General features: G+C 58.4%; 15 protein-coding genes. 14 read left to right on the forward strand and 1 reads right to left on the reverse strand.

Annotation, left to right across the window (positions count from 1 at the left end):
* Positions 1-100 precede the first annotated feature (100 nt).
* Positions 101-1,414, forward strand: a complete 1,314-nt coding sequence (gene gabT / locus GKC68_RS08515; protein ID WP_252294637.1) for a 4-aminobutyrate--2-oxoglutarate transaminase — start codon at positions 101-103, stop codon at positions 1,412-1,414.
* Between the two features lie 251 nt (positions 1,415-1,665).
* A complete protein-coding gene (locus GKC68_RS08520) occupies positions 1,666-2,178 on the forward strand; it encodes an Lrp/AsnC family transcriptional regulator (RefSeq protein ID WP_019106483.1) in 513 nt (170 codons plus the stop codon).
* Positions 2,179-2,245: 67 nt separating this feature from the next.
* Here the strand turns inward: GKC68_RS08520 and GKC68_RS08525 are convergent, their stop codons facing one another.
* Positions 2,246-4,171 (reverse strand): phosphatase PAP2 family protein, encoded by a 1,926-nt coding sequence (locus tag GKC68_RS08525; RefSeq protein WP_342656756.1) that lies wholly within the window; start codon positions 4,169-4,171, stop codon positions 2,246-2,248.
* A 492-nt stretch (positions 4,172-4,663) separates the two neighbouring features.
* Between GKC68_RS08525 and GKC68_RS08530 the strand changes: the two genes are divergently transcribed.
* The 12 genes from GKC68_RS08530 (at position 4,664) to phnP (ending at position 14,372) form a co-directional block, all read left to right on the forward strand.
* The gene (locus GKC68_RS08530) at positions 4,664-5,968 is read left to right on the forward strand and encodes a cytosine permease (protein ID WP_028724802.1); all 1,305 of its coding nucleotides are present in this window, start codon (positions 4,664-4,666) and stop codon (positions 5,966-5,968) included.
* The gene (locus tag GKC68_RS08535; RefSeq protein WP_028724801.1) at positions 5,961-6,650 is read left to right on the forward strand and encodes an isochorismatase family cysteine hydrolase; all 690 of its coding nucleotides are present in this window, start codon (positions 5,961-5,963) and stop codon (positions 6,648-6,650) included. Before GKC68_RS08530 ends, GKC68_RS08535 begins: the two co-directional genes overlap by 8 nt.
* A 164-nt stretch (positions 6,651-6,814) precedes the next feature.
* Positions 6,815-7,528 (forward strand): phosphonate metabolism transcriptional regulator PhnF, encoded by a 714-nt coding sequence (phnF, locus tag GKC68_RS08540; protein WP_028724800.1) that lies wholly within the window; start codon positions 6,815-6,817, stop codon positions 7,526-7,528.
* Positions 7,528-7,977, forward strand: a complete 450-nt coding sequence (gene phnG / locus GKC68_RS08545) for a phosphonate C-P lyase system protein PhnG (protein WP_028724799.1) — start codon at positions 7,528-7,530, stop codon at positions 7,975-7,977. Before phnF ends, phnG begins: the two co-directional genes overlap by 1 nt.
* Positions 7,974-8,558 carry a phosphonate C-P lyase system protein PhnH gene (gene phnH / locus GKC68_RS08550; protein ID WP_014594010.1) on the forward strand — a complete coding sequence of 195 codons (585 nt, stop codon included), beginning with the start codon at positions 7,974-7,976 and terminating at the stop codon, positions 8,556-8,558. The genes phnG and phnH overlap by 4 nt, the downstream gene beginning before the upstream one ends.
* Positions 8,549-9,625 carry a carbon-phosphorus lyase complex subunit PhnI gene (locus GKC68_RS08555; protein WP_252294645.1) on the forward strand — a complete coding sequence of 359 codons (1,077 nt, stop codon included), beginning with the start codon at positions 8,549-8,551 and terminating at the stop codon, positions 9,623-9,625. The genes phnH and GKC68_RS08555 overlap by 10 nt, the downstream gene beginning before the upstream one ends.
* Positions 9,618-10,466 (forward strand): alpha-D-ribose 1-methylphosphonate 5-phosphate C-P-lyase PhnJ, encoded by an 849-nt coding sequence (locus tag GKC68_RS08560; protein ID WP_028724797.1) that lies wholly within the window; start codon positions 9,618-9,620, stop codon positions 10,464-10,466. The genes GKC68_RS08555 and GKC68_RS08560 overlap by 8 nt, the downstream gene beginning before the upstream one ends.
* The gene (gene phnK, locus GKC68_RS08565) at positions 10,456-11,217 is read left to right on the forward strand and encodes a phosphonate C-P lyase system protein PhnK (protein WP_047713898.1); all 762 of its coding nucleotides are present in this window, start codon (positions 10,456-10,458) and stop codon (positions 11,215-11,217) included. The genes GKC68_RS08560 and phnK overlap by 11 nt, the downstream gene beginning before the upstream one ends.
* Positions 11,217-11,936 (forward strand): phosphonate C-P lyase system protein PhnL, encoded by a 720-nt coding sequence (gene phnL / locus GKC68_RS08570; protein ID WP_033778130.1) that lies wholly within the window; start codon positions 11,217-11,219, stop codon positions 11,934-11,936. Before phnK ends, phnL begins: the two co-directional genes overlap by 1 nt.
* Positions 11,933-13,069 carry an alpha-D-ribose 1-methylphosphonate 5-triphosphate diphosphatase gene (gene phnM / locus GKC68_RS08575; protein ID WP_028724794.1) on the forward strand — a complete coding sequence of 379 codons (1,137 nt, stop codon included), beginning with the start codon at positions 11,933-11,935 and terminating at the stop codon, positions 13,067-13,069. The genes phnL and phnM overlap by 4 nt, the downstream gene beginning before the upstream one ends.
* Entirely contained in the window at positions 13,069-13,605 is a 537-nt protein-coding gene (gene phnN, locus GKC68_RS08580) for a ribose 1,5-bisphosphokinase (RefSeq protein ID WP_028724793.1), read from the forward strand. Before phnM ends, phnN begins: the two co-directional genes overlap by 1 nt.
* Complete coding sequence (gene phnP, locus GKC68_RS08585; protein ID WP_028724792.1) at positions 13,602-14,372, forward strand: phosphonate metabolism protein PhnP; 771 nt, start codon at positions 13,602-13,604, stop codon at positions 14,370-14,372. Before phnN ends, phnP begins: the two co-directional genes overlap by 4 nt.
* The last annotated feature ends 27 nt before the right edge of the window (positions 14,373-14,399 follow it).

Here is a 14,399-nt window from a genome sequence, read left to right on the forward strand (position 1 = left end):
TTAACACTTAATGCCGCTACTGGCGGAATTACGGCACCGTAACCAATCGACAGATTGCGATACTGAAGCCAACCGAACACGACGTGGATGAGGTAGAGAAATGCAGAATGTCCTGGCAGAAAAGCAAACTTATTCGGATAACAGCCTGTTGCTGGATGTCCGTGAACATCATGTGCCGTGTGGCATTGTTACCGCGCATCCGCTGGTGATTGAGCGAGCCAAAGGCAGTGAAGTATGGGATGTGGAAGGCAACCGCTACCTGGATTTTGTGGGCGGTATTGGCGTCCTTAACGTTGGCCATAACCATCCGGCCGTGGTTAACGCCGTAACCCGCCAACTGGGTCTGGTGTCACATGCCTGTTTTCAGGTGGTGGCTTACCCGGGTTATATCGAACTGGCGCAGCGTCTGAATAAACTGGTCGGCGGTGACGACCATTATAAAAGTGTTTTCTTCACCAGTGGCGCGGAAGCCGTGGAGAACGCAGTAAAAATTGCCCGTGCGCATACACAGCGTCCAGGCATCATCGCTTTTGATGGCGCGTTCCACGGCCGCACCCTGCTTGGCGTGACGCTGACCGGCATGTCTGCACCGTACAAGCAGAATTTTGGTCCGTTCCCGAGTGATGTTTATCGTCTGCCGTTCCCGAATCCATTGCACGGTGTGACGGAAGCCGACTGTCTGAAAGCACTTGATCAGCTGTTTGCTGTGCAAATTCTGCCGGAGCGCGTCGCCGCGATTATCATTGAACCTGTTCAGGGCGATGGCGGCTTCTTACCTGCAGGCCCGGCGTTTATGCAGGCGCTGCGTCGGATTACTACCCAGCATGGCATCCTGCTGATCTGTGATGAAATCCAGAGCGGTTTTGGCCGTACCGGCACCATGTTTGCCTTCCAGCAACTCGGCATCAAGCCTGACATGATTACCACGGCGAAAAGTCTGGCTGGTGGTCTGCCGATTTCGGGCGTGGTGGGCAAAGCCGAGATTATGGACAGTCCGGCCCCTGGCGGCCTGGGCGGTACTTATGGCGGTAACGCGCTGGCCTGTGCGGCGGCACTGGCTGTACTGGATATCTTTGAGCAGGAAAACCTGCTGGCGCGTTCCTGCCAGTTAGGCGAGCAGTTAAACCAGCGTCTGCGCCAGCTTGCGGATAAATATGCCTGCATCGGCGATGTACGCGGCGTGGGCTTTATGCAGGCCGTTGAGATTCTGGATGTGGATACGCATAAACCTGACAGTGCACTGACGCAAAAGATCCTCGACTGCGCCTGTCAGGAGGGGTTACTGCTGATTAAATGTGGCTTACATCGCAACACCATACGTTTCCTTGCACCGTTAGTGACCACCGACTCGCAACTTGAAGAGGCGCTGCATATTTTCGATATCGCGCTGGCGCGCGCGACCGGTCGTTTGTAACCCTCGCTGCTCTCATTGACAAAGCAACCACCCGGCCTGCGGCCTGCCACGCCGCAACCGGGTGTCACGCTGGCGCATTTTTTGCAAAGCGTGATAAGCCCGGGATTTTTTGTGTTACAAAAAAGTAGCGTAGTTGTTATTTTAAAAGGCGTATTTTAAGTATCACGCAGAATGCGCGTTGCGCTGACACACACAGAACCTTTCTGGGTAGTAACGAACATCCAGTACAGCTGTAAACAATGAGGGGTGCTATGAACGGCTTAATGAAACTCGACCGCATCGATATCAATATTCTGGTGCAACTCCAAAAAGATGGCCGTATCAGCAACGTCAATCTCGCCGATGCAGTGGGGCTGTCCCCGAGTCCCTGCCTGCAGCGGGTAAAACGGCTGGAGCAGGCCGGCTTTATTACCGGCTATGAAGCGCACGTCAATCTCACCAAAATTACCGATTCCGTCACCGTGTTTACCGAAGTCACCCTGAACGGACATCGTCGCGAAGACTTTATGAAGTTCGAAGCAGCGATGCGTGAAGTTGATGAACTGATGGAGTGTCACTTGATTACTGGTGGCTACGATTACCTGTTGCGCTTTATTACCCGCAGCATTGAGCATTATCAGGATGTGATTGAGAAGATGCTGGATGCGCAAATTGGTATCGATAAGTACTTCAGCTATATCGTGATTAAATCACCCGTCATGAAAAGCAGCGTGCCGCTGCGCTCCCTGATTAGCAAGCATAACCCAATGGAGTTCGGCGTCTGACGTTTGGTTAAGCGCGCAGGAACCTGACAACCTCATTCCCTGCGCGCCTTGCCGGGGCTTATCAGGTTCAGAGCAGCGTAATACTGAGTCGCGTCGCGCTGCTGACAGGTCTGGCCTGATAGCCTTCGACAATGATGCGACTAAAGTGCGCCGCAAGTGAGCCCGCCTGCATCAACGGGATCAGATCGCCCGCTGCTGGGCGATAGCCTTTGACAAACTTCACCCACAGCGTCCCCCCAGCCACTAAGGTCCCGTTCACGATGAGACGGCCACCACCCTGACCATCAATATCCAGTTCCAGACCGGCTTCGGGCAGTGCCGTGTAGCTTTTCACCTGTACCGGCGACAGGGCAGCAATGCGCACGCGGCCCTGATTGCCCACATAGAGATCACCCACGCCGAAGGCGCGGGCTGAACCGGCTTCCAGCACGCCACCCTGCACCTCCGTACCGCCGCTGTAGCGGTTCGCGCCAGTGAGCCTCAGGGTGCCTGAACCCTGTAAGGTCAGCTTTCCCTGACCGTCGATCGCATTCCGCCAGCTGTCGGACTGATTAAAACCGCCTTTAGCGGCGTCCATTGCCACTTTAACGTTGCCGGTAAACTGACCATATCCGTCGGCGGCGGCCACCATGTTCAGGCGTCCCCAGCCTTCAGCATCGTCCATGATCGGGTAGCCTGAGGCCAACGCGGTAGTTTTTAATACCACGCGCCGTTGCAGGGCGCTCAGATAGGGAAACCGGGTTTCCAGCAAGATCTCGGCCCCTTTGGGCACCACGGGGGAACGGTGGCGAGGGCCGATGGGGGCGAACCCAAAGGTCATGCGCCGCAGCGCCTGAAGGCGATTAAGGGTGGGATCGGCGAAGCGATCGGCGCTCGGCGGTGCGGCATGGGCATAGGCAAAGAAGGTGGCCGGTTGCGTCGCGGTGCGTTGCCATAATGCCTGATGCGCCTGGGTGAAGGCACGCCTGGCTGCCTCATGATAAGCCGTCAGATTGGCGGTGGTTACCGCCAGCGCCAGCATGCGCCCGCCGATGACGTCCAGAGGCGAGTGCATTCCGGCCACGATCCGGTTTTCGCCCAGCTCCATCCCGCGGCTGACCATCTCCTGATAGCGCTCCGGCACCAGCCACGCCATGGTAAGGGCATCTCTGACGGCTTCCGCCGTGTGGCCGCTGATAAATCCGCCGTCGATGGAGGGCTGTGAATTCTCCGCAGGCACAAGCGCAGGAACAACCTCTACCGCCGAACGCCAGCGATACGGACGCGCATATTTATAGAAGCGCTTCACCGGTTCGGTCGAGGCGTTGTTGCCCATTTCATTGAGAAAATCCACCACCAGACCAAAGTCGCGATTGCCTTCCTGACTGCCCACACCGGTATTGTTGCCTTTATCCACGTACAGCACGGTGGTGGCATCAGCCGGAATGCGTGTCAGGGTTGTGACCTGCTGGGCCGCACTGCGCCATGCGCCCGTCAGTGGCCCCATGCCATCTGTGACGCTGTAGCCTTTGCCACGACGGTCGTCGTAATAGGCCGCCTCAGCCTGGGCTGCCGTGCGCCGTCGTGTCGTTGTCACCACATACTGAACATTCGCGGCCAGGACGTGAGAATTGAGGATTGTGCCGCACTCGGGGGCCTTATCAGGCAGTCCCGTGCAGTCAGAAGGCGTAATGGCTGCAAAACCCTCACGGGCCGGCGCGGTAATCCCCGCATCGACCTTTAGCGTGCGTGGGCGCCACAGGGCAAGAAAGCCGGATACCACGCGCACACCGGCATTGGTGTCGAGCGTCGCAAACCGGGCATCACCACGTTGGTTCGTGGCGATATTGTCGATAAACGCGGGCACGTCTGCGGCAGGCGCGCTGTCGGTGAAGCCCGGATCCCTCGGCGGGACAGGCAGTGCGGTAGCGGGCCGATCCTGACCCAATACAGGTGTCGAAACCATGCCAGAAAACAGCGCCAGATAAAGGCCAAAACGAACAGCAGCAGACATGATGAAAACCTTCAGGGCGAATGGTGACCCGGTATTGTGGCCGCAAAGCGTTAATGACACATGACAATCCCGTGACGATCTGACGTGAAAATAGCTTTCCAGATGGTGCTGTAAAGTTTCCCATTTGTTGTGCAGTCTGCCCCATAAACGTGCCCTGAACCGCCGTGACGCGGCCGGGGGAGCAGCGCGTCTTATCATAAGAATTCGATCTTGTATCCAAGGCCGTATCCCGACGGGCATTCACGCCCTATGACGTCGGGGCGGCGATTTTTGGCATGCTTCATGCAAATCCTGTCCGGTAAGCCCTATCCAGAAGAACACATGCGTGGAAAACGGATTAACAGCCCGGCAAGGCGGCACATCAACGCCACGCAATGCACACATGTCGGCAGCGATACGGCACGTTTTTCGTCATAACGATGGCGAGTACGGGATGAAAAACAGTGCGCTGACGCGGCTATCCGTAGACTGACATTGACCAGGAACTGACAAATGAAAAAACAGGCTTCCCCAACGTTAGAGCAGGAGTTTGAGCACGAACCCGTGCCGCTCTCACATCGCCATCCGACCCGGTCGGTTTCGGCCGTCTGGTTTGGTTTTCCTATGATCCTCACGAATGCGCTGTTTGGCGGCATCATCACCTGGCACCTTGGCTTCTGGCCTGCGCTGCTGGCGATTGTGATGGGCAATCTGGTGCTGTTTGCCTACGTCGGTGCGCTGAGCTGGTTTGCCGGTAACACCGGTATGAATTTTGCCCTGCAGGCGAAAAGAACCTTTGGCAGCAAAGGTTACATCCTCGTGTCGGGCTTCCTCTCGACCGTGGTGATTGGCTGGTACGCCTTTCAGACCGGACTGACCGGTACGGTGATTCATGAGACGTTCGGCTGGAATGCGCTGGGCGTGACGGCGTTTTCCATGGTGTTGTTTACTGCCGTCACCTTTTTGGGCGTCCGCGCGCTCTCGGTGCTGGGCATGATCGCCGCACCGTTATTTATTGTACTCGGCTTTGTGGCGCTCTACTTCATCGGTCAGACGCATGACTTTGCCAGCATGTTCCACTGGACAGGTAGCCCGGCGGTGGCGGGGGCCATGAGCATGGGTACGGCGGTCACCATGGTGGTGGCGGGTTTTGCCGATTCCGGCACCATGACCGCCGATTTCACCCGCTGGTCGAAGAGTGGACGCGCTGCGGTCATTGCCGCCTTTTCGGCCTTTCCGGTTGCGAACCTGATCGCCTATCTGTTTGGCGTGATTATCGTTTCAGTTGGCGCGGCGGTCGATCCGCTGACGAACGGCGGCAACTTTCTGCCCATGCTGATGGGCCATGGTGATGTCCTGACCCTGGTGGCTTTCCTGTTTGTGTTTATCAACCTTGGCTCGGTATGTACGCACTGTCTTTATAACGGTGCGGTCGGGTTTAGCCATCTTTTTAACAGCAAGATGCGCCGCTGGACCCTGATTCTTGGCGCCATCGGCGGTCTGCTGGCACTGGCAGGCGTCTGGTCATATTTTCTCGAATGGCTGAGTCTGCTGGGCGTGGTGGTGCCGCCGTTTGGTGCGGTAATGATTGTCGATCTGATCTTCATGGCAAAGATGAGTGAGAAGCGTGCTCCGCAGCGTTTTCGTGGCGTGGCGTTTGCGGCCTGGGCACTGGGCAGTCTGTGCGCCGTTATTGCACATCTCGCGTTCCCACAGTTTGGTGAAGCGGTGATCGGTCTGGTGACCGCCGCACTGAGTTACACCCTGATGATGAAATTACGTGCCCCGGCACCCTTACTGGAGAAAAAGAATGCCTGAGTACAGCGTGAACTCAACCCCGTATCCGTGGCCGTTTGACGGCCAGTTTAGTCCGGCCGACACGGCTCTCCTCGTCATTGATATGCAAATCGATTTTTGTGGCCCGGGGGGCTACGTTGACAGGATGGGCTACGACATTGGCCTGACGCGTGCGCCTGTCGAACCCCTTAAAGTGTTACTGGCACGTATGCGGGCGCTTCAGTTTCCCATCATTCATACCCGGGAAGGGCACCGCCCGGACCTGAGTGACTTACCGGCAAACAAGCGCTGGCGTTCGGCCAGGATGCAGGCGGAGATCGGCAGTACAGGGCCGTGCGGCCGTATCCTGGTGCGCGGTGAGCCGGGCTGGGAGATTATCCCCGAGCTCGCCCCCTTAGCAGGAGAAGTGATCATTGATAAGCCCGGTAAAGGATCCTTTTATGCCACAGACCTTGAGCTGGTCTTACGCAGTCGCGGCATTCGGAATTTAATTATTACCGGTATCACGACGGATGTATGTGTTCATACGACGCTGAGAGAGGCCAACGATCGCGGATATGAGTGCCTGGTATTGTCCGACTGTTGTGCCGCCACAGAGCAACGCCATCATGAAGCCGCGCTGAGCATGATCCACATGCAGGGCGGCATCTTTGGTGCCGTTGCTACCTCTGCCGCGCTGCTGGACACGCTCGGTCAGCCTTAATAGGCTGTTCTGCCAGCCTGTCGCCCTGAGCGGGACAGGCTGGCGCAAATTCATTTTTACGTCACCGTCTCGTCACCTCGCTGTCATCTGATCTCGTCACTCTGTTTCCATCCCGCAGCATCTTCGCTGTGAAATCCCTCTACTGATGTGAGGATTTAATTGTGATGGAGTTATCCAGACATCCGACCACTGTTTATCAGGCTGTTGCCGCGCAACTGGAGCAGGCTGTTCAGGAACGCTACCGCAGCGGTGACTATTTACCTTCTGAGCAGCAGCTGGCCGATCACTATGCGGTGAACCGCCATACGCTTCGTCGGGCAGTAGACGAACTGGTGAATAAGGGCCTGCTGCAACGTCGCCATGGTGTCGGCATTTTAGTGCTGATGCGCCCCTACGACTATCCGCTACACGCTCAGGCTCGCTTCAGCCAGAACCTGATGGAGCAGGGCAGCGACCCCACCAGTGAACGCCTGCTGGCGGTGCTGCGCCCGGCCAGTGCCGACGTGGCCGCCGCGCTTGGCGTCAGCGAAGGCGCTAACGTTATTCATCTGCGAACCCTGCGCCGGGTGAATGGCTTGCCGGTCTGCCTGATCAACCACTTCCTTGCCGATCTCAGCTGGTGGCCACAGCTGCAGCGCTTCAACAGCGGCTCACTTCATGACTATCTGCAGCAGCACACCGGTAAGCAGCTGGTGCGCAGCCAGACGCGCATCAGCACCCGCCGGGCGCAGGCTAAAGAGTGTAAGCAGCTGGAAATCGCGCTGCACTCTCCACTGTTGTGCGTGCGGACGCTGAATAAAACCACCGATGGCGCAATGGCGGAATACTCCGTTAGCCTCACGCGTGGCGACATGATCGAACTCACTCTGGAGCATTAATGAAACAGCAAACGGCCCGCCAGCACTGGCTTTCGGTGTTGGCACACAGCAGCGCAGCCGAGCTTGACGCGTACTGGCAGCCGCTCAACCTCAAGCCCGAATTTACCCTGATTCGCCCGGCCGAGATTGGTCTGACGCGCCTGCAGGCCCGCATGGGCGCCACCGGCAAACGCTTTGTAGTGGGCGATGCCACCGTGACGCGTGCAGTGGTGCGGCTGAACGACGGCACCCTGGGTTACAGCTATCTTCTCGGTCGGGATAAAGACCATGCCGAACGCTGCGCTCTGATGGATGCCCTGTTGCAACAGGCGGACACCGCTGAACTGCTGCAGGAAAAAATAATTATCCCGCTGGCGGCCTCGCGTGAAGAACAGCGTCAGCTGCGTGCACGTGAAATCGCCAGCAGCAAAGTGGACTTCTTTACGCTGGTACGCGGAGACAATGAATGACTTTACTGGCAAGTTTTAATCACCCGGTTGCGGATGCACAGCATGCCTTCCGCCGCATTCTGAAAGCCATGAGCGAGCCTGGCGTGATGGTTTCCCTGCCGCTGCAACAGGGCTGGGGCGCACTTTCGCCTGCCGCCACCGCCGTGCTGCTGACGCTGGTGGATCAGGAAAGCCCGCTGTGGCTGGATCCCCAGGTTGATAATCAGGAACTGCGCGATAACCTGCGTTTCCATACGGGTGCGCCCCTTACCGACAGCAATGACGCAGCCTTTGCGCTCAGCCACGCGACCGCTCAGCCCAATCCTGCAGACTTCGCCGCAGGCGACAATCTGGCACCGGAAAAAAGCACCACGTTGATTATTGAGGTGCCCGCACTGAACGGTGGGCTGGCGCTACGGTTGTCTGGTCCGGGCCTGCGAGAGGCGCGCGCCATTGCGCCCCAGTTGCCAGAAAGCGTGCTCGAATACCTGCGCGCCCGACCGCATCCGTTCCCTCAGGGCGTGGATCTCATCTTTACCTGTGGCGAAGCGATGATGGCGGTGCCACGGACAACCCATGTTGAGGTGTGCTCATGTACGTAGCGGTCAAAGGGGGCGAAAAAGCCATTGCCAATGCCCATCATCTTCAGGCCGATCTGCGCCGGGGCGACCGTACGGTCGCGGAGTTATCCTGCGATCAGATCGCGCAGCAGCTTGGCCTGGCGGTAGATCGCGTGATGACCGAAGGCGGCATTTACGATCCCGCGCTGGCGGCGTTAGCCATTAAACAGGCTAGCGGCGATCTGGTTGAGGCCATTTTTTTGCTACGCGCCTATCGCACAACCCTGCCACGTCTGGCGCAAAGCACGCCGCTGGACACCGGCAATATGCGGATCGAGCGGCGTATCTCCGCGGTTTATAAGGATTTGCCTGGCGGTCAGGTTTTAGGCCCAACTTATGACTACAGCCACCGGCTGCTGGACTTTACCCTGATGGCTAACGGGGAAACGCCTTTGCCGCCGCGCAGTGAGCAGGCGCTACCCGAACACTGCCCGCACATGTTCAGCATGATGAGCGACGAAGGCTTAGCAGAGCGTGAAAGCGACGACGGCAGCGAACCCACCGACATCACCCGAGAGCCAATGGGCTTTCCCGCCTCGCGTGCCGCACGACTGCAACAGCTGGTGCGAGGCGATGAAGGTTTTCTGCTGTCGCTGGGCTATTCCACCCAGCGCGGCTATGGCCGCACCCATCCGTTTGCCGGAGAAATCCGGACCGGTTATGTCAGCGTCAGCGTTTGCCCGGAAGAACTGGGATTTGAGCTGGAGATTGGGGAAATGCTGCTGACCGAGTGTGAAATGGTCAACGGTTTTACCCACGATGGGGAAAGCGCACCGCACTTTACGCGCGGCTATGGCCTGGTCTTTGGTCGGGCAGAGCGTAAAGCCATGTCCATGGCGCTGGTGGATCGCGCCTTACAGACGCGCGAGCATAATGAACGTATCACCAGCCCGGCGCAGGATGAGGAATTTGTTCTGTCCCATGCGGATAACGTTGAAGCCGCAGGCTTTGTTTCCCACTTAAAACTGCCGCACTACGTCGATTTCCAGGCGGAACTGGAACTGCTGAAACGTCTGCGTCAGGACTATCAGGAGCAGCAAAATGGCTGAACTCAGCGGCTATAACAACGGCTACCTTGACGAACAAACCAAACGCACTATCCGGCGCGCCATCTTAAAAGCGGTGGCGATTCCAGGCTATCAGGTGCCCTTTGCCGGACGCGAAATGCCGATGCCTTACGGCTGGGGCACCGGCGGGATTCAAATCACCGCCAGCGTCATTGGCGACAGAGACGTCCTGAAAGTCATCGACCAGGGCGCGGACGATACGACCAACGCCGTATCCATCCGTCGTTTCTTCCAGCGAGTGAGCGGCGCGGCCACCACGGAACGCACGGTGGATGCCACGCTGATTCAGACGCGTCACCGTATTCCGGAAACCCCGCTGGAAGAAGATCAGATTCTGATTTTTCAGGTGCCGATTCCCGAGCCGCTGCGCTTTATTGAGCCGCGCGAGACGGAAACCCGCACCATGCATGCGCTGGAAGAGTACGGCATCATGCAGGTCAAACTGTACGAAGATATTGCCCGTTTCGGCCACATCGCCACCACCTATGCCTATCCGGTGAAGGTCAACGATCGCTATGTGATGGATCCGTCGCCGATTCCCAAATTCGATAACCCGAAGATGCACATGATGCCCGCCCTGCAGCTGTTTGGTGCCGGACGCGAGAAGCGCATCTATGCCTTGCCGCCTTACACCAAAGTTGAAAGCCTCGACTTCGACGATCATCCCTTCACCGTGCAGCAGTGGGACGAACCCTGTGCGCTGTGCGGATCGCGTCACAGCTATCTGGACGAGGTCGTGATGGACGATCAGGGAACGCGCATGTTTGTGTGCTCAGATACCGATTTTTGCCACCAGCAGCAGGAACAACAACATGCACAGTGAACAACCGCTGCTCGCGGTCCATAACCTCACGCACCTTTATGCACCGGGCAAAGGTTTCGAGGAGGTCAGCTTTGATCTCTACCCGGGCGAGGTGCTGGGGATTGTGGGAGAGTCCGGTTCGGGTAAAACCACCTTGTTGCGGAGCCTGTCTGCCCGGCTGGCCCCGCAGGCAGGCGCAATTCATTACCTGCAGCGCGATCTTTACCAGATGAGCGAAAGCGACCGTCGCCGCTTACTGCGCACGGAGTGGGGCGTGGTACACCAGCATCCGCTGGAAGGACTGCGTCCCCAGGTCTCGGCAGGCGGCAATATCGGTGAGCGTTTAATGGCCGTCGGCCACCGTCACTATGGCGAGATCCGCGCCGAGGCGAGTCACTGGCTGCAGGCGGTGGAAATCGCTGCGAACCGTATCGATGACCTGCCGACGACGTTTTCCGGCGGCATGCAGCAGCGTCTGCAAATCGCCCGCAATTTAGTCACCCAGCCGAAACTGGTGTTTATGGATGAACCTACAGGCGGGCTGGACGTCTCGGTGCAGGCGCGCTTGCTGGATCTGCTGCGTACGCTGGTGCGCGAACTGAATCTGGCGGTGATCATTGTGACCCACGATCTGGGCGTGGCCCGTCTGCTGGCGCATCGGCTGCTGGTCATGAAGCAAGGCCGGGTAGTGGAAAGTGGGTTAACCGACCGCGTGCTGGATGATCCCCACCATCCTTATACGCAACTGCTGGTTTCATCGGTGCTTAACTAATGGCGACAGCGACTATGAAGACGCAACTGCGCGTAGAAAATTTGTGCAAAACCTTTGTGCTGCACAATCAGAATGGGGCGGCTCTGCCAGTGTTGCAGGATGCCAGCCTGGAAGTCAGTGAGGGCGAATGCGTGGTGCTGCACGGTCATTCGGGCAGCGGCAAATCCACCCTGCTGCGTGCCCTGTATGGCAACTATCAGGCCAACAGCGGCAGTATCTGGGTGCAGCATCGGGGCGAATGGGTCGATATGGCACAGGCACCCGCTCGCCAGATTATTGCCATTCGTCGGGATACCATCGGCTGGGTCAGTCAGTTTCTGCGGGTTATCCCGCGCGTGCCGACCCTGGATATCGTGATGCAGCCGTTACTGGAACGCGGCGTTGAGCGCAGCTTCTGTGAAGCGCGCGCCAAAGATCTGCTGACCCGGCTCAACGTCCCGCAACGCCTCTGGTCCCTGGCACCTTCAACGTTCTCCGGTGGCGAGCAGCAGCGCGTCAACATCGCCCGTGGCTTTATTGCCGATTATCCCGTACTGCTGCTGGATGAGCCTACGGCGTCGCTCGACAGCGTTAACAGCGCCGCAGTTGTGAGTCTGATTGAACAGGCGCGCGCGCGTGGCGCGGCCATTGTCGGTATTTTTCATGACGAAGCGGTGCGGGAGCGTGTGGCCGATCGCCTGCACGTGATGCAGCCCTTCAAAACAGGGGCAGAAGCATGATCATCAATAATGTAAAGCTGGTGCTGGAAAACGAAGTGGTAGCGGGATCGCTGGAGTTTCGTGAAGACCGCATTACCAACTTTAGCGAAACCGCCAGCCAGCTCGCCAGCGCGCTGGACGGAGAGGGCGCGTTTCTGTTGCCCGGACTGGTCGAGCTGCACACGGACAACCTGGACAAGTTCTTCACCCCGCGGCCCAAGGTTGACTGGCCAGCCCATTCCGCCATGAGCAGCCACGATGCGCTGATGGTGGCCAGCGGCATCACTACCGTGCTGGATGCCATCGGTGTGGGTGATGTACGCGATGGGGGACACCGGCTGGAAAACCTCAGCAAAATGATTGGCGCGATTCGTGACAGTAACCGCAAGGGGCTCAACCGCGCCGAGCATTTATTACATCTGCGCTGCGAACTGCCGCATCACACCACGCTGCCGCTGTTTGAAGCGCTGATCTCGTCACCGGAGCTGTCACTGGTCTCGCTGATGGACCATTCACCGGGCCAGCGCCAGTACGCGTCGCTGGAAAAGTATCGCGAGTACTATCAGGGAAAATATCAGCTTAATGACGAGCAGATGGACGAGTTTGAACGCGATCAGCTGGCGCTGGCGAAAGAGTGGTCGCAACCCAACCGCCTGGCGATTGCCGCGCTGTGCCGGGATCATGGTATTGCGATTGCCAGCCACGATGACGCGACCGCAGCACACGTGGAAGAGTCGCACGGCGTAGGCAGCGCAATAGCTGAATTCCCCACCACGCTGGAGGCGGCGAAGGCGTCACGTTATTGCAATATGCAGGTGTTGATGGGCGCACCGAATATTGTTCGCGGTGGCTCGCACTCGGGTAACGTAGCCGCCTGGGAGCTGGCATCACACGGGATGCTGGATATTCTGTCATCGGACTATTATCCCGGCAGCCTGTTAGATGCGGCCTTCCGCTTAGCGGCGGATGAGCGGAACACGCTGTCACTGTCCCAGTCTGTTGCGCTGGTCACCTGTAATCCGGCGCGCGCGTTGGGACTGGAGGATCGTGGCGTGATTACGGAAGGCTGCCGCGCGGACCTGGTACTGGCGCATACCCAACATGGTCATCCCCACATCCGCCATGTCTGGAGCAAAGGCCGGCAGGTGTACTGATGGCCCGGCTCATCTGGCTTATCGGCCCGTCCGGCTCAGGCAAGGACAGCCTGCTGGATCTGCTGCGCGAGGCGCCGCCTGACGGCCTGCTGATTGCGCACCGCTATATCACCCGCCCTCACGATGTGGGGGGCGAAAACCACGTGGCCCTGACGGAAGCGGAGTTTATCCGGCGCGAGGCGCTGGGGTTATTTGCGGTCAGCTGGCAGGCCCACGGTTTTCATTACGGTATAGGGAGTGAAATCGATAGCTGGCTGGCGTGCGGGCAAAACGTGCTGGTAAACGGCTCCCGCCAGCATCTGGAACAGGTTCGTGCGCGTTATGGCGCACGGCTGTTGCCGCTGTGTATTGAGGTTTCCCCATCGGTGCTTGCTGCGCGGCTCCGGCAGCGGGGGCGCGAGAGCGAAGACGAGATCGTTCAACGACTGGCGCGCGCGGCCCAGCATCAGCCAGAGGGCTGCCTGCGGCTGAATAACGATGGTGCGCTGGTGGATACGGTACAACAGTTACGACAGCTGCTGGCGGAGTTCCCATGAAACTGACCTTGCTTGGTACCGGCGGCGTAACAGGCGCGCCGGTGTTTGGTTGTGACTGTCATGCCTGTTTGCGCGCCCGCCAGTCTGCCCGCTATCGCCGCGCGCCCACCTGCGCGTTAATTGAGGCCGGACGCGAACGTATTTTACTGGATGCCGGTTTGCCATTGCTGGCCGAGCGCTTTCAGCCTGGCGAAATCAACCGAATTTTGCTGACCCACTATCATATGGACCATGTGCAGGGGCTGTTCACTCTGCGCTGGGGCGAGGGCGAATCTCTTCCTGTGTGGGGACCGCCGGACGACAAGGGCTGCGATGACCTGTTTAAGCATCCCGGACTGCTGGATTTTCGCCCCGCCTTAACGCCTTACGTGGCACATCAGTTCGGTGAATTACAGGTGACACCATTGCCGCTTCAGCATTCACGACTGACCCACGGCTACCTGTTTGACTGGCATGGATCGCGTCTGGCCTGGCTGTGCGATACCTGCGGCCTGCCGCCGGACACCGCCGATTTCCTGCGTGGACAACGGCTGGATCACCTGCTGGTAGACTGTAACGATCCCCCCGGGCAGGGCGGGCGCAACCATAACGATTTGACCGCCGCGCTAAACATCATTGATGAACTGAAACCGCACCAGGCCTGGCTGATTCATCTCAGCCATCACATGGATAGCTGGCTGGCAGAGCACGCCTTACCCGATGGGGTTCGCGCAGCCTGTGACGGCTTGTCGCTGTCTCTGGGGGCCGATTTGCCTGTCACAGTTTAATCATCTAACCGTAATACAGCTTTCATC

This window comes from Pantoea sp. RSPAM1, assembly GCF_038816185.1.
Classification (GTDB): Bacteria; Pseudomonadota; Gammaproteobacteria; order Enterobacterales; family Enterobacteriaceae; genus Pantoea; species Pantoea ananatis.